Raw genomic sequence first — 25,923 nt, 5'->3', positions numbered from 1 at the left:
ACTCAAACAGTATCGAGCGCTCGCTACACGCTACGACAAGCTGGCGGAGAGTTTCCTGGGCGGTATTTATCTAGCTGCTACGGTCATCTGGCTTAATTGATGACACGCCCTAGAACACACCTGGCGCTATCATTGTCTGGCTCAAGTGACGGTCGTGGAACACCCTACCAAAACCCAACACAAACGCTCCCAACCCAACTGTGACCGGCTGAGCCAACTGCGCTTTGGCATACAAGCCAGCGTGGTGGAAGATGCTACGGCAATTGCCATCGAAACCCGACGCTCAGGGCGTTTCATTCTTGCTACCAATGTCTTAGACTCCTCTGAACTGAGCGATGAAGCGTTGCTCACACAGTACAAAGCGCAACAATCAACCGAACGTGGCTTTCGCTTCCTCAAAGACCCGTTGTTCTTCACCGCCAGTGTGTTCCTTAAATCCCCCCAGCGAGTAGCCGCACTGGCGATGGTGATGGGGCTGTGTTTACTGGTCTACAGTTTAGGGCAACGCAAGTTACGCCAAGCCTTGAGCCAGTCCAAGCAGAGCCTCAAAAATCAACTCAAAAAACCGACTCAAACGCCAACCTTGCGTTGGATCTTCCAATGTTTTCAGTCGGTGCATCTAGTAGAGATGGACCACCTCCATCAAGTGGTCAATTTGACCGAGGAACGGCAGCGCATTCTCCGCTTCCTGGGGGCGGCTTGCCAGAAATACTACCTACTGGTTTGAAACCTGCGGAATGTGGGTTCAATCTAAGCAACTTTATGCAGCACTGCGTTGCCCAAATTGAGTCAGGAAGCGGAACGCTTTGACAATAGAAGCCGCACAATCTCTGGGAGAAGTGCCGTAAAAGGCACGCCATGCAGCGGCTTTATACTCGTCATAGCGGTCTGCTCTTTCTGGAAATTTTTCCAACCAAGCCAAGCGCACGGCATGACCAATTAGCACATCTAGCACAATATATTCTTCTACTTGTAGCTCTGGATTCGCTTGAGCAATCGCTGCCAATTCCATTAATGCCTCAATATTTACCTTTCGGTATTCCGGTGCCTGTATTTTATTGAGCAAATGCTCGATTCGCAGGGCAAAATTCTTTTCTCCTGGCGTCATTTCTGACAAAATTAAATGGCTATCCAAACGATTGCGACGCTCTAGCTTATCCCCAATTACTACACCTTTGCAGTGTTTCAGCAATCTCCAAACGCTGGGATAAAAATCTTTCGGGACTCGATTGAGCGCCCCGTCCAATTGTCGCTGTCGCAACCAACCCCCAGCAGTGGGTGCCTCTTCCTCATCGGGTTCCACCGGCACCACCCACTCAATCTCCTGTTCCTGCTGTTTAACGTGTAAAGATTCTTGCTGACGCAGCACTTGATTCATCCCCTCATACCCAGCCAATACTTGGCGCAGCCGCATTCTCACTTCAAAAGGACTTAACTGCATCAAGTGTTCGTAAGCTTCATCCTGAGTCAGGCGTAACTCGTGCGCCAATTCGCTAGTCAACAGCAGGATCAAATATCCCACCCGTAGCGTTAGCAAACCATCAAATAGCTGAGGTTCCCCCTTGATCAGCAGACCTAGGTAAATTAGGATTTCTTGAGTGAAGACGCGATCGCGAATATCCTCCCCACAGAACTCGCGGATCTTGTCCATAATTTCTGTATAAGACATCGGGCGTGCCATCAGCGACGCCTCAGTATACGCCTTGCCCACCGTAATCTGCTTGCCCCGCACCAGGATATCCGTCACCGCATCCGACAAGCCAATATCAACCTTATTCAGTAACCCAGCCGCATGACGTACCACCGTCCAGTGGGGGGACGCTTCGCTGGTGCCTGCCTTGGTGTAAACTTCATCCAGCAAATCCGCCACTGTCACTCGCTGTTCCGGCCCTCCAAAGCCGGTATCAAAATCCAATCCCTGCAACCGCACCAAGGTATGCAACAACTCGATTTGTTCGTAGATGTTTTCCGACTCCCGCAGGCTAGAGAGCAATAACCCCAAATTGGTTTCGCACTCCAGCATAAATTCTTGAGTATTACCCAGCGGCCAATTTTTATCAGGATGGCTGGTCAGGTAGTACCGTCGTGTCGCGGCATCTTGAACCGGCGATTGGGTAAACTCAAAGTCGTGTAGAAAATCAATTCGTTGTGTCCCAGATGTCAGCATCAGCTGATTCAGCCGCCCCAATTTCACTCGAACCCCATTGCATAAACCATCTTTTAGCTCCTGCATCAGTTCCAGAAGCGCCTCTGAGCCGGTTTCCAGCATTGCGTGGGTCAGCAACAACGTCATGGTAGGACGCCCTAGCTCAAACCAATTGCGCTGAATATAAGCAAGTTCGCTCTGAATTTCAGCAACTAAGAAATGGTAGTCAAGGGTCAGGTAAAACTGCTGTTGATCCAAAAATGACGGTAAGAAGACAATCGTCTCGCTGCGAATACGAAAAATCCTCGATGTTGTTAAAGTCCGCAACCGGCGCACGGGCCTGCCCGTGAGTCCCAGCTTGTCGTTCCGCCCAATTTGGGTATAAACCGCTGAGAGTTCTGTTGCTTGACGCACCTGAATCGGCTCCAGTTGTTGCGGCGTCTGGGTTGCAATGCCGTGGACTGCTAATTCAGCCTGTAACTTTTCATCTTCTGCCAGCAGCGCAATTTGTACCATCGGGTTTCCTTCCCGACCCACACTCAGGTGCCGTCCCAGCGGGTCAATATCTCCCACCGCGATTAACTTTTCACTCAGCATTTCTCCTAGCAGGTACAAGCTTTGCGCCCACACCAAGGGGATATTTTCATTCGGCAGGCGCGGTTGGGTGTGGGGGTTCTGTCTCTCCGCCTCAATCTTTTCCGCCGGGACATAATAAAGCTCCGGTAGCAGCCGCAAACCGTCCTGCTCAATCAGCAGAAACTCCAGGCACTCTTGATAGTCCTTAACTTGTTCCATGTCTCCTCGAAACAAGCCATCCAGAACCAGGTAGGTGAAAAATAAAGGCCATTCGCACTCAATATGCTCAAATTGCTGCAATTCCCAAGGTTCGTAGTGCAAGCGGCTGGTATCTTCCAAAACAGTTTGGTGTCCATCTCGCAAAAAGCGTTTGCAGCCGTAGCGTCCCTCCAGCTTGTCGATGATTTTCTGTCGAGTGCGTTCCATCAGCTCCATATTTTCCACCGCAAAGGCTGGGAAACTAATGACGCTTAAGCTAGCCGCATCCACTTCTTTGGAGCTAGATTCTCTTGGTAACAGGGATTTCAGGGTCATGCGGGCGCGAGCAATTTCATCCGGCAGCACGTGAATTACAGAAGCCTGAGAACCTCGCACTCCAAATAAATCCAGTCCGCTAATTGCTTCTAAAGCGGCTTTTGCCATCCCGACCGAACTGGCATTTAGTTCTGGATTCCCCCGGTTTATCTTATTTCCTCGCTCCCAAATCCCATAATCGGGGGTTCGGTAAGTTCTGCCAATGTAATAGACCAGATTTTGGACAAAGTTGACTTCGTCAATGGCGTAGATGATATGTAACCCCGATGCCGTCATCTGAGCCAGCATCAGCAGAAATAGCGAGGTGGCATCCAACTGCAAGTGTCCCCAAGCGTCATCGCCGACTACGACATCACCGCTGCTGGTGTTGTATTTGGCGTGCAGGCAGTCTAGGAGGGATTGGCTTTGTTTAAATTGCTCAACTTTGTGGCTCTGTCGCATCATACAGAACAACAGCCCGCGCATCAGCTTGACGACGCTTTGTTCTAGCTCGTAGGTGCGCCCCTTATCTTCATCGACTTTGCGGTAAGCTAGCGCCAATCCCCAAACGGCGAGAATGCTGTAAACGTTGTCGCGTACCCAGGCATCGGTGTAGTCGCCGTGGGCGTTAATTGCAGTACTGGCGGGCAACAGACCCGTAATCGGATTTTGACGGTTGAGAATGACAGCCTTGATCTGGTGGTAGTAATCGTCTAGGCGATCGCTTAGCGGTTGTGAGGCGTTTAGCAACATATCATTCTCCTAAAGAGAGGGGTGCTGGGGGTCGTCCCCGGCAAAACGAAGAGAGTGTCAGAAATCCAGCCCAAGTGCTTTTTATTTTCGCACCAAAGCTAAAATTCATCTGCCTCGCGAAGCAGATTGCTGCGCGTTCACAATTCTTTAGTTACATTCTTGTACAGATGGTAACAAAAGTTTATTTTACAGAGTTAAGACTATGCAAACTCAAGACCGCAACGATGCAACCAAGATTGGCTTTACGCCCCAAGCTAAAAATTGGAATGGGCGTTTTGCCACGATCGGCTTTTTCATTGCCATGATGATTGAACTCACCACAGGTCAAGGCGTTCTTCACTTCTGGGGTCTGATGTAATATATTTCAATTTTATAAATTTGGTCAATTTCAAAAGCTCGCTGGGAGTTTATCTAGGAACTCCCAGTTTTTTGTTTCCCAAATAATAGTAGGGGCAGGTAAAGAAACCCGCCCCTACTATTATTTATCTCGCTAAAAAGGATTGTCTAGCGAATGTATTCTTTGAGAATACTGTTGCGATTGGGATGCCGCAACTTGCGGAGAGCTTTCGCTTCAATTTGACGAATCCGTTCGCGGGTAACGTTGAAGATTTGACCGATTTCTTCAAGAGTTTTCATGCGTCCATCATCCAAACCGTAGCGCAGACGCAGCACATCCCGTTCGCGGGGGCTGAGGGTGTCGAGGACGCTTTCTAGATCTTCCCGGAGGAGGTTTTTAGAAACTTGATCTTCGGGGGTTTCACCATCTGCTTCGATGAAGTCACCCAGACGGGAGTCTTCTTCTTTACCGATGGGAGTTTCTAGAGAAATGGGTAACTGAGCTGATTTAGCAATGAATCGCAGTTTCTCGATGGTCATTTCCATGCGAGTAGCGATTTCTTCTTCAGTGGGTTTGCGACCCATTTCTTGGGATAGAAGCTTGGTAGTTTTTTTGATCCGAGAAATGGTTTCGTACAGGTGAACAGGTAGTCGAATGGTGCGAGATTGATCCGCGATCGCTCTCGTAATTGCCTGACGAATCCACCACGTCGCATACGTGGAGAATTTGTAACCTTTTTCGTGGTCAAATTTTTCAGCGGCTCGAATCAAGCCTAGACTGCCTTCCTGAATCAAGTCTTGGAAGGATAAGCCGCGATTCATATATTTTTTGGCAATCGAAACCACCAAACGCAGGTTTGACTGCACCATTTTGTCTTTAGCGCGGCGACCTACATAGAGGCGATGTCGGAACGCTGGTAGGCGCTTCTTCACCTCTTTAGACCACTCTTCTTGTTGGGGTTCTCGCCCTAGCTGAGTAGCGAGTTGTTCCCAGACTCGCTCAGATTTCAGCACTCCCTCAGCCCACTCTATATCCTGCGGTTCCCGCTCCAGATTTTCGATCAGTTGCTCGCGCAAACGCTCTAATTCTAGTAAGTCGGCTATCTTGCGTGCGAGTTCAATTTCTTCATCGGCTCTTAAGAGACGAATCCGACCAATTTCTTGTAAATAGAGACGAATCGAATCCTCAGTGTAGTGTTTCTTTTTCGTTTGCACCCGACGACGGGATCTACTGACCTTACCAGGCTTACCTTCGTCTTCATCGGGCGTTACGTCTACAAAGTCGTCTTGATCCGCGTCTTCATCAATTAAGAGATCCAACTCGCTCTCAGGCGGAGTGATGATTTCGAGTACGTCGTTGGCCTGGGTCATGCCGAATTCCTCATGCTCCTTCAGTTAAAGACCAGAAGATGGTGTTAGTTAATCTACAAAACAAGTTAGCCAGTCGTTATACCTTGCCAGCTTTCAACGCTTGCTGACTGGCTCAATGAGAGAAAAGAGAGAATGCGCTTGCGTGCAACGCCAGCGTTCGATAACCGCGTTGAAATAGGTGTTAATGCTGGTAGTGTTCAAAACCTTTCCGATTGTAGCCTTTCTCACAAAACTTGCACGCTTTTGGTTTATTTAAACCTTCAAATATGAAGTTAATGTCAAGGCGGCTTTTCCCAATGGATAATCCGATTGGAATTGATACACCCACTCCGATCTCATCTCCTTCAACTAGCTTGTACAGGATTTACCAGCAACACTCGCTGGTTGATTTGGTGATGCCTCCAGCCAGTTGAGCGCTGTCTTTCTATAAATAGCCTATAGTTAAGCGTCAAAGGTTTGGGGAGAGTAGCACTAAGCAGTAATGAACGTTTAGGCAAAACTAGAGAAAATATTGCTTGATTTCGCATTTTGCTTAAATGCAACTCTATCCTACTGACGCTTGATGGGCGATGGGTTGCGACAAATGGCTGAATTCTATTCCGTCATTCTAATCAACAAGAGCCAAAATGTGACAGAGAAAACATCAATATATTTCCCTTTTAGGTTAAAAAGGTCAACTGACTTTGCTGCCACAGCGCATCGATGGTAACAAATTGATATCCTTGCTGCAATAGTTTAGGCACTAGCTGGGCGGTCGTTTCAGCCACATCTTGACCTCCATAATAGCCATCATGCAAAACAATGACCGAACCATTTTGGACTTGCCGCAAAACTCGCTGTACGACGACGCTAACCCCAGGCTGTACCCAGTCTTCCGGCACCACGCTCCACATGACAGGTCGATAGTTCCACTGCTGCAATAAATCTAAAGTCTGGGGTGTAAACAAACCATTAGGGGGTCGAACGTCACGAACAAATTGTGGATCGAGTTGACAGGCTTGTTGGATCGCCTGCTGTGTCTGTTCCATACTTTGTTTGAGGTCAGATGGACTCAGCTTGGGAAAAGCGCGATGATCGTACCCATGCAGCCCAAGCCAGTGACCTCGCCGGTAGACTTCTTTGGCAGTTGCTGGTGCGCGGTTAACGCAAACACCCAGCCAAAAAAAACTTGCGGGTATGTTGTAGTGGTCTAGCACTTTCAAGAGTTCGGGAGTGTATTGGGGATGGGGACCATCATCAAACGTGAGAGCGATCGCTCGTGAATTTCCAGTACCCGACCACAGACAACGGGGAAAGGCAGGCTGAAGAATTCGGTACACAATAGGAAATAGCGGAGCTAGCTGCATTTGCTCTTTGATGTCGTTTTTCTAATGGGTGTCAACAGACGGTGAGTCTCAAAGGTCAATTTAAACAACAAAGCCCATGTTTTGCCATACTGGCGGGAGCTTCTCTTTTATTTGCTCTCTCTGGGTGCAGCACCGTAACCACTAACCAGTATGAAGCAACCGCCCGGACAACTTTAACTTGGAAAGTCGGTTACTCGACTAATCCGGGTCGCAATCAAGAGCGAATCGAAACTTTTGGCTCTACTTCCTTACTCAACCGCAATGGGGAGAAGCCAGAAGGCGCGGTAATTGGCCCCGACGAACGGGAACTTTGGTGGTCTGCACTGCCACCACGACCCACGCTTGATGAAATTGAACAGCGACTGCAACCTGCCGAAAAGGCAAGCCAGCCAGAGATTTTGCGAGATGTGAATTACCAAATTACTTATCGCAGCAACGGGCAGAGTGTTACCTTGCCGACGAATTACGATGTCTATCGAGAGGTTGTCAAGGCATATCCTTCCCAAACGCCTTTAGAGCTGACGCTAGGAGTCAATGATTCCTCTGTGGAGAAAGCGGAACCCAAGTTTGAGAATTAAAAGAGATATTAAAAAGCAAAAATTAAGGCGGGGGCGATCGCTTCTTCCCTGTCTCTCGGCTCCTCTGCCCCCCTGCTTAATTCTTCCTGCGGACTTTAGCCACAGAGCGCTTCAAAACAACAGGCGTCTTTAACGGTTGACTAGCTTTAATTAACGGCTGGTTACTCTCCAATGCTTGCAGGCCATCGAGAACCGCATCTCGGATCGCCGCTTCCGGTTCTTGATTCAGCATCAGCCGAAAGTATTCGGCAACACTACGTCGATGCTCCCGCTCTAACCGAGCCTCTGTGACTAAGGCACAAAGTCGGCGAACCGCAATCAGACGCTTCAGGGGGTCTACCTGCGTCAGCTCCGTTAACCAATGGTTCAGGTTAGCTTCATCCCGATTCAGTTGACGGCTAATAATTTGCCAGACCAAGAGGATTAGGGTTGCCAGAGTGCCCAGACCTTGAAGAATTGCACCAGCAGCAATCCAGGGACTGTCAGAGTCTACCCAGATGGAAACTGCCATATAGGTGCTGAGGCTGGCAATGCCGCCACTGCCAACGGCAAGCGTTAATTGCCGGTTGGAACCACTAAAAAACCGTTGCAGGCTCGACCAGTGTACTTGCCAGTCCCACTCCTGCATCAGGTAAACCAGCAACATTACTAACACACCAGCGCCGGTAGCCAGTAGGAGCTTCCAGTTCCAGAACAGCATCACCACCACAACGGCGCTCACCACCAGCCAGCTGCCCGATCCCTGACTTGGGTGCCGGGGAAACAGCTTGAGGACTGGCATTTTTAATTGTTTCTGCGACAGAGCCAATTGGATCTGGTTTACGAGTTGTTGTCGCCAAGACGACGCCTGTGCCACGAAAGTTTCCTGCTTAAGTCAGATAGATTATACCTAACGAGTTAACTATCGTAATACCTTTTAGTCCTAAGCTCGTAGCCCGTAGTCATTCGTCCTTTGTTTTACCAAGTTGACCAATGACTACGAACCAATGACCGATGACCGCTCACAAACCAAAGCTCAAGTCATCGACGGTCAGACAGCCATCAAAAGCGTAGAAGGTGATCCGATAGATATTTGGTACTGCGACGCTCAGCTGACTGTTCGGAGGAATATTGGAATCCGTTCCGGCTAGATTTGGCTCTGTTAACTCCGAGCGTCCCAGGAGTTGGTTTTGCTGGTCGTAGGCAGATAAAATTGTTCGCTGAGAACTGGTGACAAAGCCGCTGACAAAGCGAACCGGAAACTCAAAGGAAATTTCTATCAAGCCGTTTTTAGGGGCACCCATGAGGACGGTGGTGCCAGATCGAGGGGGGAAAGCGGGGTTGGAGGGATGGAGAGCGATCGCATTTCTAAACGTGAGACCCCATTGCTGAAACTGGCGCTCCACCACGTCAAAGCATTTCAAGTCTTCCATGTTGAGGCGAACGCAGGTTCCCTTATGTAAGGGGAAGCCGGAGTCAGCGCTAGCCGGCTCCTCGCTAGGAGAAGCGACAACGGTGGACCCACTGAGCGACTCAATTGTTGGTGCGGATGCGGATGCGTTAAAGTCGCTGATTTCATCCCACGGAAGACTGCATTGCTTTGCCATAACATTCTGTGAATGTACTTTTTCAAGAACTGGATCGCCGTTTATTACTCCGACGCAGATATCTCCAGACTTGACGGAGCTATCACTTGGGAGTGACGACCTGAAGCTACTAATCCCCCCTCTGTTCATTCAGCCTCCTTGACTTATGGGGCGTCTTTTACGATCTGATTCCGAGTAATGCTTCTTCCCTCAGGCAAAAAATTCCGCATTTTTAATTTCTTGTGAGGGAAGTTTTAGAAGAAATGTTCCAGTCATCAACATTGGCTGATGACCGATTGCCATCGCGATCGCACACACCCTGTTACTTAAATACGCAAAAACCCGGTGAGGGGTTTCACCCCCTACCGTTTGGATTATCTCTGATTTTTTCTAATTTGGCGGAAAAAAACCAGCGGCTGGATTGGCATAGCGGAAAGTCTTATCAACCGGCTGATGTATTTTTACCTTAATTTACATCTGCCTTTAGGGATAACTATTTGCAAAATCTTTAATTTCAAGACGGTTGTTTTATCGTTTCTTTAAATTGCGGATAAATTACAGGATCGTTGCTCCAGTTAGGCTGGGCGCATTTGCTGCTAGATCGTTTGGTCTGACGCTACCCGATGAGAAATTCTGAAACCACCTATATGCAAGCGTTTCATCGTTCAAAGTCTAAAGCAAAAATCTAAAATAGTATCAGTCACCAGCTCAACTGAGCATCGCCGATTGAAACTGGGTGTTAGGAATCAACCAGTAGTCAGACGTTCTAACACTCAACAATTCGCGACAATGAGCGCTCGTGGCGATAACAATGAGGTTTATTCATGATTCAGCCACCCGGCTTTGAGATGCAATCGATTGTCACTTCCTTGGGAAGAGTGGTGTACTACACCCCCAAGGGGGCACCTTGGCGCTCGGCGGATGCAGCCATGTCAGAGAATCTGCCCACGTTGGTTTTCCTACATGGCTTTGGTGGTGGGTCATCCGCCTACGAATGGTCGAAAGTCTATCCAGCTTTTGCAACCGATTATCGAGTGATTGCACCCGACCTAATTGGTTGGGGTCGGTCTGACCACCCCGCACGCAATTACCAGATAGATGACTACATCAACACAATTATTGAGTTCATCGAGCAGACTTGTAACGAGCCAGTACCCGTCGTGGCATCTTCTCTCACGGCTGCTTTTACAATTAGAGCTGCGATCGCTCGCCCCGATCTCTTTAAGTCCCTGATTCTCACCACACCGGCGGGTCTGTCTGACTTTGGGGAAAATTACACCCGTAGCTTCTTTGCCCAACTCGTTGCTACGCCCATTCTGGATCGCTTGCTCTATAGCACGGGCGTTGCTACGGAGGTTGGCATCCGTAGTTTCTTAGAACAGCGACAATTTGCTCGTAGCCGTCGCGTATATCAGGAAATCGTAGACGCTTATTTGCAATCTGCCCAACAACCCAATGCGGAATATGCAGCGCTCTCTTTTGTTCGGGGAGATTTATGCTTCGATCTATCCCTGTACATCACTCAGCTAAACGCGCCTACTGCCATAATGTGGGGGGAAAAGTCCGAGTTTACGGGTCCGGAAGTTGGCAGGCGGCTGGCAGCTTTAAATCCGCAAGCTGTCCGAGTTTTTCAGGCGCTTGATGATGTGGGATTGACGCCCCAACTGGAACTGCCTGCGGTGACAATCGGCTTCATCCGGCGATTTTTAGACTTGCTGGACTAGAAATGTCAAAGAAACCCATTATTTTAGAAAATAGTGGGTTTCTCTACCGCAAGATTAGTCTGGGAACCGGATATCAATGACTGTGGAATTGAAGTTATAACCTGAGCCGTCTAGTTCTACTGGAATGCCAATTTTGAGTTTGGTACCGCCGACAACCGGCCCATCTTTTGTGATTTGGGCTTTAGTACCGAAAGTCATCAGCATATCGGTACTGAAAGAATCAGGTCTAGGATCGGGGAGCGCTTTGACAGAACCATCCGGTTGCGGGACGGTTACGCTTCGGGGCAGGATCTTGATGGATTTAATCTCCATCTGTCCGGCGGGTTGATTGCGGATAATAATATTCGTTTTTTTGTCCTTCTGGAACTGGTCGATTAAAGCCTGGGGATCTCGCACATTTAAACCCCGGACAATCAAATCCATTTCTACGGGTTTTGTGGTAACGCCGACTTGGGCAACCGAACCGGAAGTGCCGGGAAAAAAGAAGATTCCTACAATAACTGAGAGAATCACTAAGGCAGCACCCACATCTAAGATGCTCACCTTGCCGAATAAGCGACCTTGAGAATCCAAAATCTTCATGCAGAATTGTCCTGGCTCTAGCTAAAAAACTGGGGAGATTCAGTAACCTCTAACTCTACAAATCACAAGGTAGATGATACTTAATCCGGCAGTCTTTTGTCAGAGTACCATGAGTGTAGCCTAGAGAGTGCTGGCAGATGGCTGGTTGTAAAGCCTTCCTGAAAAGACTGCCTAACTTAGTCTACGACACGGATGTAGCCTTGCTTCAGGCTGTCAAATACTCGGTTGACTTGGATCTGCTCTTCGGAGCTGAGAGCGGTCTTCGATAACAGCGCCGCCATCAGCCGTTGTTGGTCATGGCGAGTAATTCTGCGCGTAGTTAATAATTGCTCGACTAATTGAGCGATCGTTAGGGAGAGGCTTTGAGCTTGCATCTGGTTATCGGGGCACAGGATTCTATTTAAATTTTCGGTAAACTTGTCCTCCAGTTCATCAGGACATTCACCGAATCTAGTGATGAAAAATGGCTAAATTTTCAGGAGTACCGAATCAGTATTGTACGGGGATCGATCTTAGTTTGAGGCTCTGCCCAGGCTTGAGCGATCGCAAAATATCTCGATTGCGGTTGAAGCTGCAACTTAGAATTCTCAAATCACGTCTGTTTGTTTCAGACTAATGAAAGTTGTTGTCACATTTACGCGGAGCGATCGCATTCTATAAGATTCTCTTTCTCTGGGCTGATGCTTGGGAAGAAGAACAAGAACCCGAAATTGTGACTTAAAAAATGTAGTGTTGCCTCGCCTGCTTTCAGGGTAGGGAGTGTTGAAATTGTCAAGACTGGTCGCCGATCGCAACTGTCGATTTGATTATCACTCGTATTCGCTATGAAGTTGAACCCCTTGTCATTTTTTTCTCGTCGTTCCTCCCGCCGCTGGTTCTATCCGTTCCTCTCATCTGTAGTGGCGCTGTTTATTTGTGTCGGTTTGCCTCAGCCTGGGCAAGCGATCTCGTTGTTTGACTTGATTTTGCGCGGCGTTCAGGTAATTCAGCTGTCGAGTATTTCTGATAAACAGGAAGTCCAAATTGGTCGGGCAATTAATAACCAGCTGGTCAGTCGGGAGATTCGGCTGTATCGCAATCCGCAAATCGTTCGCTACGTTGAAGAGATTGGTCAGCGGTTGGTGGCGAAGAGCGATCGCCCTGATATTCCTTATACGTTTCAAGTCGTTAACGATAAGGGTCTCAATGCCTTTGCGACAATGGGAGGCTTTGTCTACGTCAACACTGGCTTGCTCACAGCAGCAGATAATGAAGCTCAGCTAGCGAGTGTCATGAGTCACGAAATCGGTCATATTGCCGGTCGTCATGCAATTGAGCAGATGCGAAAAAGTGCGCTAGCTCGCGGCGTAGCGGCAGCAGCGGGGTTGGATCGTAACCTAGCCGTTCAAATTGGCGTGGATTTGGCTCTACGGCGTCCGAACAGTCGGCAAGATGAATTCGAGGCGGATCAAAAGGGACTGCAAACCATGATTAGGGCAGGCTATGCTCCCTCTGGAATGGTGGCTTTCATGGAAAAGCTGCTCAGGGCAAATTCGGTGCCTACATTCTTAAGTACCCATCCGGCAACCTCGGATCGGATAAAAGCTTTGGAACGTGCCATTGACCCGGAAGATGCCAACGTCGGTGATGGGTTGGATAAGCAGGCTTATAAAGCGAAAATTCGCGCCCTGACTTAAGGTTTGAGCATTTGGCGGCGCATCCGACTTACCTGGGATGGATCGATTTGCGTCACTGCTTCTTTCAGGGGTAGTTTGCGAACGCGACGCCGCGCCACATTGACTTGATAAACCAAGTTGTTCGTGAGATCCAAGCCTGTCAACCAGCCACTTTTCTGGTGATAGGCACCCGTATCGATGTCAAGCCAGCCGTTGCCTTGAGCAAGTTTTCCTGGTGCAACTCCAGGCAGGGTAAAGGTGATGGTGTGACCTGTAACGATCAGTTTATCGGGGAAGTAGGGCTGGGGAATGCTGTGAAATTCTTCGCGAATCCAGCAAAATTCCTCAGCGGTTTGCTTCTCGAAGGGAATTTGCGGATGGACGCCTGCATGAACCAACCAGACATCGCCTAAGTCTAAATATGTGGGTAGCGATCGCATCCACTCGATATCCTCTGTTGGAATACCCGCTTCCCCATAACTGTTCACGGTTGCATGACCGCCACTGTAGAGCCATCCTTGCAGCGCTGGGCCGTAAATTTGTCCATCGCCCAACACGTCTAATAACATTTGCTCGTGGTTGCCCAACAAACAATGGTAGGAATTTTGCTTGACAAATTTAACAACCTGAGCGCTGTGAGGCCCTCGATCGATTAAATCCCCCAAAAAATAAACCGAGTCATTTGAGGAAGGAGCGATCGCTTCCAATAAGGTCATCAGGCCTTCGTAGTGGCCATGTACATCACCAATCACAATGCGACGGGGGGTCATTTTGCTCATCCTCAATCCGATTACTCACAACCTTAGATAGCGCCTCAAAGTAAGACACCGAATCACTGTCGATCAAAACTTATACACTCATGGACATCCCTAGTCATGTCGCCCAGGTTATAGCGCGGGTGGGGGAGTGACTTTCAAACGCAGCACAGTATCATCAAATTCCAATGTCTTACCAATAAGCCATTGGTAATATGTTTGTTGCGTCTGCTCCGTTACAGCTAGATGCAACTTATAGCCCGTTAAAACTGATAACCACGCTAAAACTGGGTTGATTAGTAAGTCAATCAAGTAGGAGAATGTCAAAAAAGGGAATGTCCTTGTATTAAGAGTTTCACGGAGCGGATGCACAGCCTGAATAGGGAACACCAAAAAAGCACTGGGAAAACCAACTAGAAATGGGAAGTTAAAAGTCAAAGGTATATTTTTAAAGCTGACTTTTAAGTTCTAAATTCTCTTCTAAGTGGCGGGATGTATCAAATTGTAAGTATGGTAGACTACATTATTAATCATATCTCGCCTAGCTTGAGTAGAACCTTCTGGGATCGGGAATCTCTCTGAAGGCGGTCGAGTGTTGGGTGAAACAGAGCGAGACAATCAATAGAAAAATTCTCTCGCTATCGTTAAATGTCAGGGTTTTTTACCTTAAAGTTCCTTGCCTCCTGTGTCTTCTACTGTGTCTTCTGCTACGCTGCCAGTTATTATTGCCCTGAAACAAGCTAGTAGTATCGCTTGGGTAAATCAGGCGAGCGCTAACGTGGATACTATTCTGCTCGATCATTCCCACTGCGAACGGAAAGCAGCGGGAGTTGCTTTGAATTTGATGTTTCGCTACCCTTCTTATACTCAGTTGGTGCGGCAGCTCACCAGGATCGCCTGCGAAGAACTGGAACACTTTGAGCTGGTTAATCAGTGGCTGGAACGTCGTGGCATCTCCCTCGCTGCCCTCTCTGCGCCTCCGTACGGTGCCGGGATGAAGACGCAAATCCGCGCCAAGGAGCCAGAGCGGTTATTAGATTCATTGCTAGTTTCTGGGTTGATTGAGGCTCGAAGTCACGAACGGCTGGGATTACTCGCCACCCACTTACCCGATCCAGAGTTAGCCCAATTTTATGGCAGCTTGATGGCATCTGAGGCACGTCACTATGGCGTTTATTGGGTGCTTGCCGATACTTACTTTGAGCGTGCTGTTGTCAACCAACGGCTGGAGGAATTAGCCGTCGTTGAGAGTCAGTTGCTGGAAACGCTGCATCCAGAACCGAGAATTCACAGCTAAAGGCAAGAAGCAGATGAAGGCTCAATATCAGGATTTTGTGATTCGTGGCTGGGATAAGCGCGATCGCACTTTTGCAGCTGATGTCATCCATTCGGTGTTAACCGAGTATGGCTTGCCTTGGCAACCAGAGGAGGCAGATAGGGATGTTCTAGAGGTAGAAAAATTTTATCAAGATCCTGGGGGTGAGTTTTGGGTAATTGAAAGAGAAGGGAAAGTGGTAGGGACTGGCGCGTATTATCCAGTGAAACGCGGGAACAGAGCGGTAGAATTACGCAAAATGTATTTATTGCCAGCTGTGAGAGGGCAAGGACTGGGTAAGTATTTGTTAGAACAACTCGAAAATGCGATCGCTTCTCGTGGTTTTCAGGAAATTTGGATTGAAACCGCTAGCGTTCTCAAAGAAGCAGTCAAATTGTATGAAAGTAGTGGGTATGAACCAGAAACAGGTGTTGAGACGGCAAGATGCGATCGCGTCTACGTTAAATTCCTGTAACCCTCACGACTGATTTAGACCATTTACATTTCCGTTTGCGACTAAAAAAAACAAAACATTCTCCAGCCCTTTCTCAAATCGCAATGTTTTGGCAAGATTGTCTCGCTTTGAAAGGATTGAATCGATGATAATCATATCGGGCTTGGCTGAGATTGCCTTTTCAAGACATTCCTGACCGTTAGAAGCTTCAACAACGCTGTAGCCTTTTGCCTGTAACACATCAGTAAGTATCTTGATTGTTGATTCATCTTCATCTACTACCAAAACTTTTTTCTTTGAGGTTTCTTGAGCCAGAAGCGATTCAATAGCATTTAGAAGTTCTTCCTGGTTAATTGGCTTTGCCAAATACCTGTCAATTCCTAAACAATAGCCTCTATCTTTGTCTTCTATAATTGATAAAATGATTATCGGTATGGTTGTAGTTCCAGGGTCATTTTTCAGTACTGCTGCCACATCAAATCCATTCATGGCAGGCATCATCACATCCAGAATAATCAAATCAGGATGTTCTTTTTTAACCTGTGTAATGGCATCCATACCGTCTTTAGCTTGCCTAACAATATAACCTTCTGCTTCCAATTGCTGTGTGAGAAGTTCTCTAATAGATGCTTCATCATCTACTACCAGAATTGTTTTCTTTTGTTTATTAGAAGAGGCTTTAGAAGTGATTACATGACCTTTTAGTTGTTTTAAAAGCGTGTCTAAATCAACTTTTTCAAACTCAAAATTTCCGCCTGTACTGATAGGTAAGGTGAATGAAAAGTTGCTTTCTTTACCCAATTTACTTTCTACCCAGATTCTACCCTGATGATGTTCTACGATTTGCTTGCAAATGGGCAGTCCTAAACCAGTTCCTTTAGGTTTGTCTGTTAATGTATCACCTACCTGCTTAAATTTTTCAAATACTTGCTCTTGGTCAGCCTTGGCGATGCCTATACCACTATCAATAACGCTGATAATAACCTCGTTGTTGATTTTTTTTGCTCTGCAAGTTATGCAGCCTTCTGGCGTAAATTTGACAGCATTGGAAATTAAATTAATCACAACCTGAACGAGTCTATCCTTATCACCCACTAGCTCAGGTAGTTCATTTTCGATATCCTTAATTAACTTTAGCGGCTTCGTTTCAAATAAGGCGGATGTAGCCGCTGTTGCCTGTGCAATTATTTCAGATATATAAATTGGTTCTGTCTTCCACTCAATCTTTCCTGCTTCTAACTTTGCCAAATCAAGGACACTATTGATTAAATTTGTTAGTCTTTCCCCTTCAGACACAATGATGTCAAGGTTTTCTTCTACTTGCTTGATGGTTTTCCGAACTTTCTTATCTTCACTTTGAACTTCAGGAAATATAACGGAATCTAGTTTTTTCTTGATAATTTTTGCGAATCCCAAGACAGAGGTAAGAGGTGTTCTTAACTCATGGGAAACAAGAGATAAGAAATCTGACTTGGCACAATTAGCAACTTCAGCGGCTTCTTTAGCTTGTTGTAACTCTTGTTGCGTCCGCTGGCGCTCGGCAATCTCGCTTTGCAAATTCTGAATAGTATGATTCAATTCAAGAGTACGTTCTTCTACTCGAATTTTTAACTCTTCCTCAGACTTTTTCAGAGTTTCTTCTACCAACTTTTTATCAGTGATGTCTTCATAGGTACCTAGAATACCTACAACATTCCCTGCATCATCATGGAGTGGAATCTTATTCGTTTCTGCCCAAGACTGTTTTCCATCGGATTGAAATTGAGTTTCAACGATGTGATATTGGGGCGTATCTGCCTCCATGATGCGGTTGTCACACTCGCGGTACCAGTCCGCCTCCTCCTTATTCCAAGCCAAGTCGTAGTCTGTTTTGCCAACAATGCCTTCTGGCGTATTAACCCCTGCTACTCGCGCAAAGTTGTAATTGCAACCCAGATAAACAGACTTTCTATCTTTCCAAAAAATTAACTGCGGGATGTTGTTCATCACTAGCTGTAGCATTTGCTTACTCTCTCGTAGTGATGCCTCTGCCTCTTTAGTAGGAGTAATGTCTTCTACTGTTCCCACAAAACCGATGAGTTCGCCTTTATTGGAAAGCAAAGGAGATGACCGAATGTAAGCCCAACGTACAATTCCCTCTCGTGTTTGAAAGCGACATTCGTGCGAATATTCCTTCCGCTGACGAGTGTAGGTATACCATTGTGCGATGACGCGATCGCTATCTTCCGGATAAACTGACCGCAACCAACCATCTCCCAAGCTTTCCTCAAGTGTAAAGCCACAAATTGCTTGACAGCGCGGGTTTGTATAAGTGCATTTACCTTCAATATCTGTCATAAAAATGCCGACTGGCAAACAAGCACTGAAAGAACGAAATTGCTGTTCGTTTTTCTTAAGTTCTGCATTGATGGCTTCCAAGTCCAATGCTTGTTGTTTTACCTGTGCTGTATTCTTAAACAGGTCAACAAACATCGATACTTTTGAGAGTAATATTTCCGGTTCAATCGGCTTAACCAGGTAATCTATCGCGCCTAGGGAATAACCTGTGAATATATTAGTGTCGCTTGTGCCGTATGCGGTTTGGAAAATAATTGGAGTCTGGCGCGATCGCTCTCTAGCTCGAATCAGCCTTGCTGTCTCAAATCCATCCAGTTCTGGCATCTGGACATCGAGCAAAATCACAGCAAAATCCTCATTTAGCAAACATCTTAAGGCTTCCATCCCCGAATTTGCTTTGACTAAATTCTGCCCTAAGCTACTCAATACTGCCTCTAACGCCAGCAGATTTTCTGGATGGTCGTCAACCAAAAGGATATTTGCTTTCGGTTCTGACTGCATATTTTACCCTCAACGTTTAGTGACAAAATTTGATTAAAAAATTAATATTGCTAAATATTTTTGCGATTGATATTACAGGCGCTTGAGCTAGCTCTGTAGGCATTCAACGCCATTTTGATTTTTGCAAAAAGCTTGATTACAGTTACTACTGTGCTATGGCAATCCTACATCTTTTTCTTTTCCTAAGCCCAAAGTACGGGCTACGGCAAGGCGCTCTGATAGCGCGATCGCTACCGCCCAGGCTACACCTACCTACACTTATATAGTTCAACTACATCTATTCACAAAATTAAGCTCTCTCAATTTCTAGAATATTCGATGCTTTTGCCACTACCTCATCTGGATCGAAAGGCTTTGTCATATACATATCCGCCCCTACTTCATTTCCCTTCTGCTTATCAAATTCTTGCCCCTTAGCAGTCAACATGATAATGTAAACGTCCTTAATATCTAGTTCATTTTTAACCGCATTACATACATCAAATCCATTCATTTTAGGCATCATTACGTCGAGAAAAACAAGAGCTGGCTTCTCCGCTTTAATTGTCTCCAATGCTTCTTCACCATTAGTTGCTGTTAGTAACTCCACGCCCTCATCTTCAAGATCCTCAAGGGTTTGTTCTAACAAAAGTCGAATGTGAGGCTCATCATCAACAATTAATATCTTCGGATTCATTCTGTTTCTTACTATTTAATAAAGAACTTCAAAAACTTCTACAGCTTCTTTTTTTCCTTTTACTTGAACGCTCCCAATCTCCTTAAATTCAAATAGATGTTTTGTACTCTCATAAATAGAACGACTAACTAGGATCTGCTCACCCTTCGCCATAGATTGCAGCCTAGACGCTATATTAACTTTATCTCCTATTGCTGTATAGTCCATGTGTTGTGGAGAGCCAACGTTGCCAACAACTACCTCTCCCGAACTTATTCCAATCCCGGTAAGAAAATTATCCCTAATCCAAGCAACTGGGATTGTTTTTATGCGTTTTTGCATCTCAATAGCTGTTTCAATAGCTCGTCGTTCGCTATCAACAAGAGTTGAAGGTGCGCCAAACATGGCAACAATCATATCTCCAACAAACTTGTTCACAGTACCCCCGTGGCTAAATATCACCTCTACCATGTGAGTGAAATATTCATTCAGATATTCTACAATTGCTTCTGGTTCTAACTCCTCGCATTTAGTGGTAAAGTTTCTAATATCAGAAAAGAGAATGGAAATGTCTTTTTTAGCAGGAACTAAAGAAATATCTTCTTGAGGATCTAAAATAGCTTCAACGACTTGTGCAGGAACATATCTTTCCAAATTACTTTTAATCCGCGCTTCTCTAAGTTTATTTTCATGGAGCAGAGCGTTTTCGATAGCTGCTGCGGCTTGGGATGCTAAAGCAGTGAAAAGTTTTAAATCTTGTGCTGTATAATTGACTAATTCCTTGCTACTCAAATTAAGCACGCCAAGAACTACATTTTGTGTCTTAAGTGGGGCGCAAATTAGAGATTTTATCTTATTATTACCTGGAATAAATCTAGAATCTGACTCTACATCATTGACTATCTCTGCGTTTCCTAAATGAAACACGCTGCCAGCGATACCTTCACCTGGAAACAGGGTAGTTTTATGCTGATATTCTTGACCAAAAGCAGCAATAATTTCAAGCTTTCCTGTTTTTTCATTCAGTAACATCGCTGAAGCATTGGTTGTTTTTATAAGTCTCCTAGCTTCATCAATCACTAATTTAGCAATCTCTTTAAGATCCAAGCAAGCTGATAGTTTCCCGGAAATATTATAGAGAAGGTTTATTTCTTTATATCTATCCAGTACTTCGCGGGCAAGCGTCTTTTTTTCAAGCTCTTTTCCAGCTATATAGGTAAGCAACGATGCAAGACTGGATGCTTTGTCTCCGCCAAATACCCATCCAATTACTTCCTCTGAAAGCTGTATAGGGAATTTATTTGATGAAGAAAAAATACTATTCCCGATTAGTAGACTACCGTTGACATCTATAATACTTACAGAGCTATCCAATGTCTCGATTAAGTCAGCGATGAGCGAAGAAATTTCTTTTTTAGAAATCAGCTTTTTTAAACTAATTAGAGTCATAAAATTTTTTGTCTGCCAATGCTAGGAATAATATAGCAACATTAAATGATTTATGAGGGCTAAATTCTCGATTTAGCGAAGAATCGGAGAGCTGAATCCCTGATTTAAGAATAAAATAACATTGCCATTCCCTAGCGAAAAGAATTTAAATCACAATGTTTTAAGAAACATAGCTAGTGTTTCTAATGCCGATTTGTCACCCTAAGCTTAGAATACCCATCAAGACTATGAAAATTCAAAAGAGTATTTTTTTACATTCGTGTTCAGAAACGTGCCTCCCTTGATACATCCACCGTTTGCGCTAATCGTTGAACCACGATTGCCTATGGGATCGCTTCTTCAAGAACGCCGCTACGAGGAAGCCAGCAGCGCTAGGACAAAAATCTGCATCCAAGGGCTAACCCAAGCGATCGCATCCATCCAGCCGCCTCAACTTCAAATTTCAGCCGCCGCTCAGCGAAAGATTAATAACATTTTATGTTTTCTTTAACGATCCTTGGGGCGGATGTGTAAACCTATGGTATGGCATCATTTGCTCAGGGGATCGCTTGGCTACTGTTCTTGTGGAGAGGGGTATTTTTGCGCCAATGGTATTAGGAGTGTAGGAAATGAACCCTCATCAATTAGTACCCTGGGATGACAGTTCTCAGGCAACAACTCCTCGCGGACAGTTAGAGCATTTTGAAGAGCTAGTTGCAGCATTAATAGATCAACCGATCCAGCCGAAGGAACAACTCCAAAAAGAGATTCTCTCACGACAAAGGTTTGAAACAGCGTTAAGCGAAAGTGAGAGACGATTCCGCGCTATTTTTAATCAAACATCCCAATTTATCGCGCTACTGCAATCAGACGGGATTGTCCGAGAAGCCAATCAGACGGCGCTAAACTTTGGTGGAATCACTGCAAGTGATGTAATAGGTTGTTTTTTTTGGGAAGCGCCGTGGTGGAGCGTTTCGCCAGAAATCCAGGAACGTTTAAAATGCGCGATCGCTCAAGCAGCAGCCGGAGAAATCGTGAGTTACGAAGTTGAGGTGCGAGGTGTTGGAAATACTGTCGCCACCTTTGACTTTTCGTTGAAGATTTTGAAGGTAGAAACAGAGTTTGTTGAGGCACAGCATACGCTACCTTTATTGATTGCCGAAGCTCAGAATATTACCGAGTGCAAGCACTCAGAAAATCAGCTCACCCTGTGTAATCTAGAACGGCTAACGCTATACAAAATTTCAGAAATCGCGCAGGGGACTCAATCTCTTCACGCCGCATTTCAAGAGATTGTTGAAGAAATTAGTATTGATACTGGTTTTCCGATTATCACCATCGAACTTTATGACGAAGCAAGGCAAATGATGGTGTTTGCAGGGCTAAAAGGAGTTCCCTTGCTTGCGGATACAACTGTTCTTGAGGTGCCAGTAGACCAGACACTTTCGGGGAGTGTGGTTCGCACGGGTCAACCTGTCGTGAAGACGGATCTTTCGCAGTCAGCCAAGAATAGTAACTTTAATAAAATATTCTCGCAGTCAGAGATTAAAACTTTCATTTGTATGCCGATGATCGTCAACCAACGGTCGATCGGAGTTTTAAGTTTAGCCCATCGGGAAATCGTTCAATGCAATGATTCATTCCTGAAATGGATTGAAAGTTTGGCTAATTCTATTGCTTCCCTAACCGAGCGCAAGCAGGCAGAGCAAGCACTACGGGAAAACGAAGCGAGGTATCGTCGAATTGTCGAAACTACCGTTGAAGGGATCTGGGTTCTCGATCCAGAGGGGAATACAGCTTTTGTGAATAACCAGATGGCACAAATGCTTGGACTAACAGCGGCTCAAATGTTAGGCAAGCCTTTGTTTGCTTTTATGGATGACGAAGGTCGCGCGATCGCAAAAGCTTTCATGGAGCGTCGCCGCCAAGGAATTAAAGAACAACATGATTTTAAATTCTGCCGTCAGGATGGCTCCGATCTATGGGCAATTGTTTCTACCAATCCCATCTTCGATCAAGTGGGAAAATATGCGGGAGTCCTGGGAATGGTAACGGATATCACCCAGCGCAAAGCCACTGAAGAGGCATTGTTGCAGCAGGCAAAGCGGGAGTCGTTGATTCGGGTAATTACTCACCAAATCCGTCAATCTCTGAAGCTGGAGGAGATTCTCAACACGACAGTGACAGAAGTGCGACAATTTCTTGCCTGCGACCGGGTAGTCATTTTCCGCTTTCATCCAGACTGGAGTGGCGTTATCGCAGTTGAGTCGGTCGATTCTCGGTGGACGCCAATTTTAGGATCGACGATGACAGACCATTGCTTTGCACAAACTTATGTGGAGCCTTACAAAAACGGTCGGATTCTAGCGATTGAAGATATTTATACGGCAAAGATAAGTCCGTGTCACATTGATTTACTGGCTCAGTTTCAGGTGAGAGCAAACTTGGTGGTTCCCATCCTCCAAGGGGAGGATTTGTGGGGATTATTGATTGCTCATCATTGTTCGCAACCGCGACAGTGGCAGCAGCTAGAGATTAATTTACTCCAAGAATTAGCAACACAGGCGGGAATCGCGATTAAACAAGCCCAACTTTATCAACAGTTGGAGGAAGCGAATCAGGAGTTGCAGCGCCTTGCCGTTTTAGATGGCTTGACTCAGGTAGCGAATCGCCGTTGCTTTGACCAGTATCTGAATAGTGAGTGGCAGCGGCTGGTGCGAGAGCAAGCACCCTTATCATTAATTTTGGGCGATATCGATTTTTTTAAACTCTATAACGATACTTACGGTCATCAAGCGGGAGATGAATGTTTAAAGGCAGTGGCGAGTGCGATTCGGCGTGCAGTGAAGCGTTCGACGGATTTAGTAGCTCGTTACGGCGGAGAAGAATTTGCGATAATTTTGCCGTATACCGTAGTTGAGGGAGCAATCCGAGTTGCTGAGCAAATCCGCGCTGAAGTGAAGGCGTTAGCGATCGCGCACGTTAATTCTCAAGCCAGTCAGCAGATCGCGCTCAGTTTAGGCATTGCTAGTGTAGTTCCGACTTTAGAATCCTCACCAGCAATGCTGATTTCCGCAGCAGATACCGCCCTCTATCAGGCAAAAGCCGCAGGGCGCGATCGCTATTACGCACACAATTAACGGCTCAGGGTACGAATGAACCGTTGTAAATTGGTGAACAATCCAGGTTTTTTCGGCGCTGGGGTTTCGCTGCTGCGGTTGCTGGGATTGGCAGCGTCCTTAGCCTGAGTTGTTCCTGCCAGGATGTTGTCAAGTTCTTCGCCCACGGGTTTTGTAGAAACTTCGGCAATCAGCTGATAGTTGTCCTTGGTTTCCTGCCAAACTTGCCAGGGGGACGGGTAGCAGCGAAGCACCGCAGCACCGTCGAGGGGTCTGAGATAGTAGCTAGATTCCAGGGTAGTCAGGAAGCGATCGCGCAATTGTCGTCCCGCGTAGCCAATGCCAATAATAGCGGCGTCTTCTAGATTAGGGTTGAGGAGAACAACCGGGCGATCGCCTGCTGCTTCGCACAGTTTTTCCACTTGCAAGACTTCTACTGCGGAAGGTTCAACGAACAAGAAAACCCGATCTTCTGGGTGAATTTTCTCATCTACCGACGCTCGGCTACTGCCAATATCTGTAATTTTAAAGGGTACTTGTCCCCAGTCGCGGCGGGCAAGGGCAGCTGCCCCGGCGTCGGGAAAGAAAACTTTCAACTCCGATGCCATCTCCTCAAAGGCTTCGATAAATTGCAAGGCGACGGGCATCGGTTTGAGTTCTGGGAAGACTAACTCGACCTTGATGCGGGTGTAACCATTGGCGATCGCAGCTTGGGTTGCTTCACGGGATTGCGCGATCGCTTCTTCTAGTGATTTAGGAAGTTCTGCCATCTCGAAAATTGTTGAATTTAAGTGGATTCAGCCAAAATGTCAAATTGATTAAAAACCTCTCCCTAACCCTCTCCTAAGAGGAAAGGGGACAAGAGAAAGAATGTTTTAATTATGTCGGGATTGCTGCTTGCCTCCGTTAGGGAAGTGGCGCGGAACGCGCAGTACGGGAAGGAGGTTGGGGATTAGGTTTAATGTTGTCGTTGATGATTCCCACCTACTGATTACTGTGAGTCGTTAGCATTCAAAATTCTAAACTCAAAACTCGCTCCGGCTGAAAGCTATTCTTGGAAACAGGCATCAATCGCTCTAAAACTTGCTTCAGCACCATTGCCGCCCAGTCTACATCAGCTTCCTCTGTGTCCCGTCCCAGAGTGAAGCGAATGCCTCCCAAGGCAACTGCATCGCTGTATCCCATTGCCAGCAAGATGGGGCTGGGGCTGAGTTTGCCGCTGTGACAGGCGGAACCCGCACTGATGGCAATTCCAGCTAGGTTCATCTGCCGCACCAAGGTTTTTCCGGTGACTTTTTCACTTTCACCGATGAAGCTGAAACTGACGTGGTGGGGTAGCCGATGAAGTCTGTCGCCAGTAGGGATGAGGTGGGGAACATCCGCTAAATGGGAAAATAAGCGATCGCGCAATTTTATCAATCTCGGTGTCTCTGTTCCCAATTCTTGCGCCGCTAACTCAGCCGCCACGCCAAAACCAGCAATGACAGGAACAGCCTGAGTTCCGGAACGCAGTTTTATTTCTTGCCCTCCCCCGCACAATAAGGGCGCTAACTCTACACCAGGGCGGACATAAACCGCACCCGCGCCCTGAATGCCATAGATTTTGTGGCTGGAAAGAGAAAGCATATCCACCGGCAGCTGCTGCACGTCAATCGGCAAGCGCCCAGCCACTTGGACGGCATCAGTGTGAAACAACACCCCGTGGGAGTGGGCAATCTTGCCCAATTCCTCAATCGGTTGCAGCGTGCCGACTTCGCTTTGCCCGTAAATAATCGAAACTAAGACTGTATTCGGTTGCAGTGCCTTTTCTAAATCGGTGGGATTCACCCTCCCTTTAGTATCTACCGGCAACCGCGTCACCTGCCAACCCCACAACTCTAATAAACGCGCCGGTTCTGACACGGCTGAATGCTCGACGCTGGAGATAATGATATGCTGGGGCGTCCTGTAGCTGCGGGCAACCCCCATAATCGCCAGATTGTCTGCCTCGGTGCCGCCAGAAGTGAAGATAATCGACTCAGCCGGTGCGTTAATGAGTCCAGCGACCTGAATTCTTGCCAGTTCCAGAACCGTTGCTGCCCGTTGCCCCCACTCGTGCAAGCTGGAAGGATTGCCCCACTGCTGGGTGAGGACAGTTTGCATGGTTGCGATCGCTTCTGGGCGAGTGGGCGTAGTAGCACTATAATCCAGATAAATTTGCATGGTTGATTAAGC

23 protein-coding genes and 1 pseudogene are annotated in these 25,923 nt (G+C 46.7%); 11 read left to right on the top strand and 13 right to left on the bottom strand.

Going from position 1 to position 25,923, the window contains the following annotated elements; translation table 11 throughout:
* Together NC997_RS16140 and NC997_RS16135 are read left to right on the top strand one after the other, a co-directional pair.
* A partial coding sequence (locus tag NC997_RS16140) for a transposase (RefSeq protein WP_190524156.1) occupies positions 1-100 on the top strand: 100 nt, incomplete at its 5' end.
* A gap of 24 nt (positions 101-124) precedes the next feature.
* A pseudogene (locus NC997_RS16135) lies at positions 125-727 on the top strand (IS1634 family transposase); the annotation flags it as partial.
* Between the two features lie 33 nt (positions 728-760).
* Here the strand turns inward: NC997_RS16135 and NC997_RS16130 are convergent.
* Positions 761-3,988 (bottom strand): glycoside hydrolase family 15 protein, encoded by a 3,228-nt coding sequence (locus NC997_RS16130; protein WP_190530009.1) that lies wholly within the window; start codon positions 3,986-3,988, stop codon positions 761-763.
* Positions 3,989-4,190: 202 nt separating this feature from the next.
* Between NC997_RS16130 and NC997_RS16125 the strand changes: the two genes are divergently transcribed.
* Positions 4,191-4,346 (top strand): chlorophyll A-B binding protein, encoded by a 156-nt coding sequence (locus tag NC997_RS16125; RefSeq protein ID WP_190530007.1) that lies wholly within the window; start codon positions 4,191-4,193, stop codon positions 4,344-4,346.
* 146 nt (positions 4,347-4,492) lie between these two features.
* On the opposite strand, the gene rpoD is transcribed toward NC997_RS16125, so the two are convergent.
* Complete coding sequence (gene rpoD, locus NC997_RS16120; protein ID WP_190413446.1) at positions 4,493-5,695, bottom strand: RNA polymerase sigma factor RpoD; 1,203 nt, start codon at positions 5,693-5,695, stop codon at positions 4,493-4,495.
* A 659-nt stretch (positions 5,696-6,354) separates the two neighbouring features.
* A complete protein-coding gene (locus NC997_RS16115; protein ID WP_190530005.1) occupies positions 6,355-7,041 on the bottom strand; it encodes a polysaccharide deacetylase family protein in 687 nt (228 codons plus the stop codon).
* A gap of 89 nt (positions 7,042-7,130) precedes the next feature.
* Here NC997_RS16115 and NC997_RS16110 point away from each other — a divergent pair, with 89 nt between their 5' ends.
* Complete coding sequence (locus NC997_RS16110; protein ID WP_190413766.1) at positions 7,131-7,619, top strand: hypothetical protein; 489 nt, start codon at positions 7,131-7,133, stop codon at positions 7,617-7,619.
* Between the two features lie 76 nt (positions 7,620-7,695).
* Here NC997_RS16110 and NC997_RS16105 read toward each other — a convergent pair whose 3' ends face one another.
* Both NC997_RS16105 and NC997_RS16100 read right to left on the bottom strand, forming a co-directional pair.
* Positions 7,696-8,475, bottom strand: coding sequence for a hypothetical protein (locus NC997_RS16105; RefSeq protein ID WP_190530003.1), 780 nt, complete (start codon positions 8,473-8,475; stop codon positions 7,696-7,698).
* Between the two features lie 145 nt (positions 8,476-8,620).
* Complete coding sequence (locus tag NC997_RS16100; RefSeq protein ID WP_190530001.1) at positions 8,621-9,205, bottom strand: hypothetical protein; 585 nt, start codon at positions 9,203-9,205, stop codon at positions 8,621-8,623.
* Positions 9,206-9,426: 221 nt separating this feature from the next.
* On the opposite strand from NC997_RS16100, the gene NC997_RS16095 reads away from it, so the two are divergent.
* Together NC997_RS16095 and NC997_RS16090 are read left to right on the top strand one after the other, a co-directional pair.
* Complete coding sequence (locus NC997_RS16095) at positions 9,427-9,654, top strand: hypothetical protein (protein ID WP_190667755.1); 228 nt, start codon at positions 9,427-9,429, stop codon at positions 9,652-9,654.
* A 354-nt stretch (positions 9,655-10,008) separates the two neighbouring features.
* On the top strand, positions 10,009-10,908 hold the full coding sequence (locus NC997_RS16090; protein ID WP_190529999.1) for an alpha/beta hydrolase: 900 nt from the start codon (positions 10,009-10,011) through the stop codon (positions 10,906-10,908).
* A gap of 54 nt (positions 10,909-10,962) precedes the next feature.
* On the opposite strand, the gene NC997_RS16085 is transcribed toward NC997_RS16090, so the two are convergent.
* Both NC997_RS16085 and NC997_RS16080 read right to left on the bottom strand, forming a co-directional pair.
* Positions 10,963-11,490, bottom strand: a complete 528-nt coding sequence (locus tag NC997_RS16085; protein ID WP_190413433.1) for a DUF4330 domain-containing protein — start codon at positions 11,488-11,490, stop codon at positions 10,963-10,965.
* 176 nt (positions 11,491-11,666) lie between these two features.
* The gene (locus tag NC997_RS16080) at positions 11,667-11,864 is read right to left on the bottom strand and encodes a hypothetical protein (protein WP_190413431.1); all 198 of its coding nucleotides are present in this window, start codon (positions 11,862-11,864) and stop codon (positions 11,667-11,669) included.
* Between the two features lie 450 nt (positions 11,865-12,314).
* Between NC997_RS16080 and NC997_RS16075 the strand changes: the two genes are divergently transcribed.
* The gene (locus NC997_RS16075) at positions 12,315-13,166 is read left to right on the top strand and encodes a M48 family metallopeptidase (protein WP_190529997.1); all 852 of its coding nucleotides are present in this window, start codon (positions 12,315-12,317) and stop codon (positions 13,164-13,166) included.
* Here NC997_RS16075 and NC997_RS16070 read toward each other — a convergent pair.
* Positions 13,163-13,924 carry a metallophosphoesterase gene (locus tag NC997_RS16070; protein ID WP_190428811.1) on the bottom strand — a complete coding sequence of 254 codons (762 nt, stop codon included), beginning with the start codon at positions 13,922-13,924 and terminating at the stop codon, positions 13,163-13,165. The two genes, NC997_RS16075 and NC997_RS16070, sit on opposite strands and share 4 nt — an antisense overlap.
* A gap of 673 nt (positions 13,925-14,597) precedes the next feature.
* Here NC997_RS16070 and miaE point away from each other — a divergent pair.
* Positions 14,598-15,197 carry a tRNA isopentenyl-2-thiomethyl-A-37 hydroxylase MiaE gene (gene miaE, locus NC997_RS16065; RefSeq protein ID WP_190530026.1) on the top strand — a complete coding sequence of 200 codons (600 nt, stop codon included), beginning with the start codon at positions 14,598-14,600 and terminating at the stop codon, positions 15,195-15,197.
* A 13-nt stretch (positions 15,198-15,210) separates the two neighbouring features.
* Positions 15,211-15,690 (top strand): GNAT family N-acetyltransferase, encoded by a 480-nt coding sequence (locus NC997_RS16060; protein WP_190529995.1) that lies wholly within the window; start codon positions 15,211-15,213, stop codon positions 15,688-15,690.
* Positions 15,691-15,693: 3 nt separating this feature from the next.
* On the opposite strand, the gene NC997_RS16055 is transcribed toward NC997_RS16060, so the two are convergent.
* The 3 genes from NC997_RS16055 to NC997_RS16045 all read right to left on the bottom strand — a co-directional run bounded on the left by NC997_RS16055 (position 15,694) and on the right by NC997_RS16045 (position 20,611).
* Positions 15,694-18,507, bottom strand: a complete 2,814-nt coding sequence (locus NC997_RS16055) for a response regulator (RefSeq protein ID WP_190529993.1) — start codon at positions 18,505-18,507, stop codon at positions 15,694-15,696.
* Positions 18,508-18,796: 289 nt separating this feature from the next.
* The gene (locus NC997_RS16050) at positions 18,797-19,183 is read right to left on the bottom strand and encodes a response regulator (RefSeq protein WP_190413421.1); all 387 of its coding nucleotides are present in this window, start codon (positions 19,181-19,183) and stop codon (positions 18,797-18,799) included.
* A 15-nt stretch (positions 19,184-19,198) separates the two neighbouring features.
* Positions 19,199-20,611: an adenylate/guanylate cyclase domain-containing protein gene (locus NC997_RS16045; RefSeq protein ID WP_190529992.1), complete on the bottom strand. Its 1,413-nt coding sequence runs from the start codon at positions 20,609-20,611 to the stop codon at positions 19,199-19,201.
* A gap of 325 nt (positions 20,612-20,936) precedes the next feature.
* Here NC997_RS16045 and NC997_RS16040 point away from each other — a divergent pair, with 325 nt between their 5' ends.
* Together NC997_RS16040 and NC997_RS16035 are read left to right on the top strand one after the other, a co-directional pair.
* Positions 20,937-21,101, top strand: a complete 165-nt coding sequence (locus NC997_RS16040) for a hypothetical protein (RefSeq protein ID WP_190529990.1) — start codon at positions 20,937-20,939, stop codon at positions 21,099-21,101.
* Positions 21,102-21,219: 118 nt separating this feature from the next.
* Complete coding sequence (locus NC997_RS16035) at positions 21,220-23,730, top strand: diguanylate cyclase (protein ID WP_190529988.1); 2,511 nt, start codon at positions 21,220-21,222, stop codon at positions 23,728-23,730.
* Here NC997_RS16035 and NC997_RS16030 read toward each other — a convergent pair.
* Complete coding sequence (locus NC997_RS16030) at positions 23,727-24,479, bottom strand: DUF1995 family protein (protein WP_190529986.1); 753 nt, start codon at positions 24,477-24,479, stop codon at positions 23,727-23,729. The two genes, NC997_RS16035 and NC997_RS16030, sit on opposite strands and share 4 nt — an antisense overlap.
* 241 nt (positions 24,480-24,720) lie before the next feature.
* Positions 24,721-25,911 carry a cysteine desulfurase family protein gene (locus NC997_RS16025; RefSeq protein WP_190529984.1) on the bottom strand — a complete coding sequence of 397 codons (1,191 nt, stop codon included), beginning with the start codon at positions 25,909-25,911 and terminating at the stop codon, positions 24,721-24,723.
* Between the last annotated feature and the right edge of the window lie 12 nt (positions 25,912-25,923).

It is taken from the genome of Trichocoleus sp. DQ-A2 (assembly GCF_039961915.1).
Lineage (GTDB): Bacteria > Cyanobacteriota > Cyanobacteriia > Cyanobacteriales > FACHB-T130 > FACHB-T130.
This window is presented reverse-complemented; position numbering and strand designations above follow the sequence as displayed.

What these genes read in the sequence shown, in the direction of transcription:
- NC997_RS16130 (WP_190530009.1), bottom strand. Translation starts at nt 3,988, where the DNA reads ATGTTGCTAAACGCCTCACAACCGCTAAGCGATCGCCTAGACGATTAC.
- NC997_RS16125 (WP_190530007.1), top strand. Translation starts at nt 4,191, where the DNA reads ATGCAAACTCAAGACCGCAACGATGCAACCAAGATTGGCTTTACGCCC.
- rpoD (WP_190413446.1), bottom strand. Translation starts at nt 5,695, where the DNA reads ATGACCCAGGCCAACGACGTACTCGAAATCATCACTCCGCCTGAGAGC.
- NC997_RS16115 (WP_190530005.1), bottom strand. Translation starts at nt 7,041, where the DNA reads ATGCAGCTAGCTCCGCTATTTCCTATTGTGTACCGAATTCTTCAGCCT.
- NC997_RS16100 (WP_190530001.1), bottom strand. Translation starts at nt 9,205, where the DNA reads ATGGCAAAGCAATGCAGTCTTCCGTGGGATGAAATCAGCGACTTTAAC.
- NC997_RS16090 (WP_190529999.1), top strand. Translation starts at nt 10,009, where the DNA reads ATGATTCAGCCACCCGGCTTTGAGATGCAATCGATTGTCACTTCCTTG.
- NC997_RS16085 (WP_190413433.1), bottom strand. Translation starts at nt 11,490, where the DNA reads ATGAAGATTTTGGATTCTCAAGGTCGCTTATTCGGCAAGGTGAGCATC.
- NC997_RS16080 (WP_190413431.1), bottom strand. Translation starts at nt 11,864, where the DNA reads ATGCAAGCTCAAAGCCTCTCCCTAACGATCGCTCAATTAGTCGAGCAA.
- NC997_RS16075 (WP_190529997.1), top strand. Translation starts at nt 12,315, where the DNA reads ATGAAGTTGAACCCCTTGTCATTTTTTTCTCGTCGTTCCTCCCGCCGC.
- NC997_RS16070 (WP_190428811.1), bottom strand. Translation starts at nt 13,924, where the DNA reads ATGAGCAAAATGACCCCCCGTCGCATTGTGATTGGTGATGTACATGGC.
- NC997_RS16060 (WP_190529995.1), top strand. Translation starts at nt 15,211, where the DNA reads ATGAAGGCTCAATATCAGGATTTTGTGATTCGTGGCTGGGATAAGCGC.
- NC997_RS16055 (WP_190529993.1), bottom strand. Translation starts at nt 18,507, where the DNA reads ATGCAGTCAGAACCGAAAGCAAATATCCTTTTGGTTGACGACCATCCA.
- NC997_RS16050 (WP_190413421.1), bottom strand. Translation starts at nt 19,183, where the DNA reads ATGAATCCGAAGATATTAATTGTTGATGATGAGCCTCACATTCGACTT.
- NC997_RS16045 (WP_190529992.1), bottom strand. Translation starts at nt 20,611, where the DNA reads ATGACTCTAATTAGTTTAAAAAAGCTGATTTCTAAAAAAGAAATTTCT.
- NC997_RS16040 (WP_190529990.1), top strand. Translation starts at nt 20,937, where the DNA reads ATGGGATCGCTTCTTCAAGAACGCCGCTACGAGGAAGCCAGCAGCGCT.
- NC997_RS16035 (WP_190529988.1), top strand. Translation starts at nt 21,220, where the DNA reads ATGAACCCTCATCAATTAGTACCCTGGGATGACAGTTCTCAGGCAACA.
- NC997_RS16030 (WP_190529986.1), bottom strand. Translation starts at nt 24,479, where the DNA reads ATGGCAGAACTTCCTAAATCACTAGAAGAAGCGATCGCGCAATCCCGT.
- NC997_RS16025 (WP_190529984.1), bottom strand. Translation starts at nt 25,911, where the DNA reads ATGCAAATTTATCTGGATTATAGTGCTACTACGCCCACTCGCCCAGAA.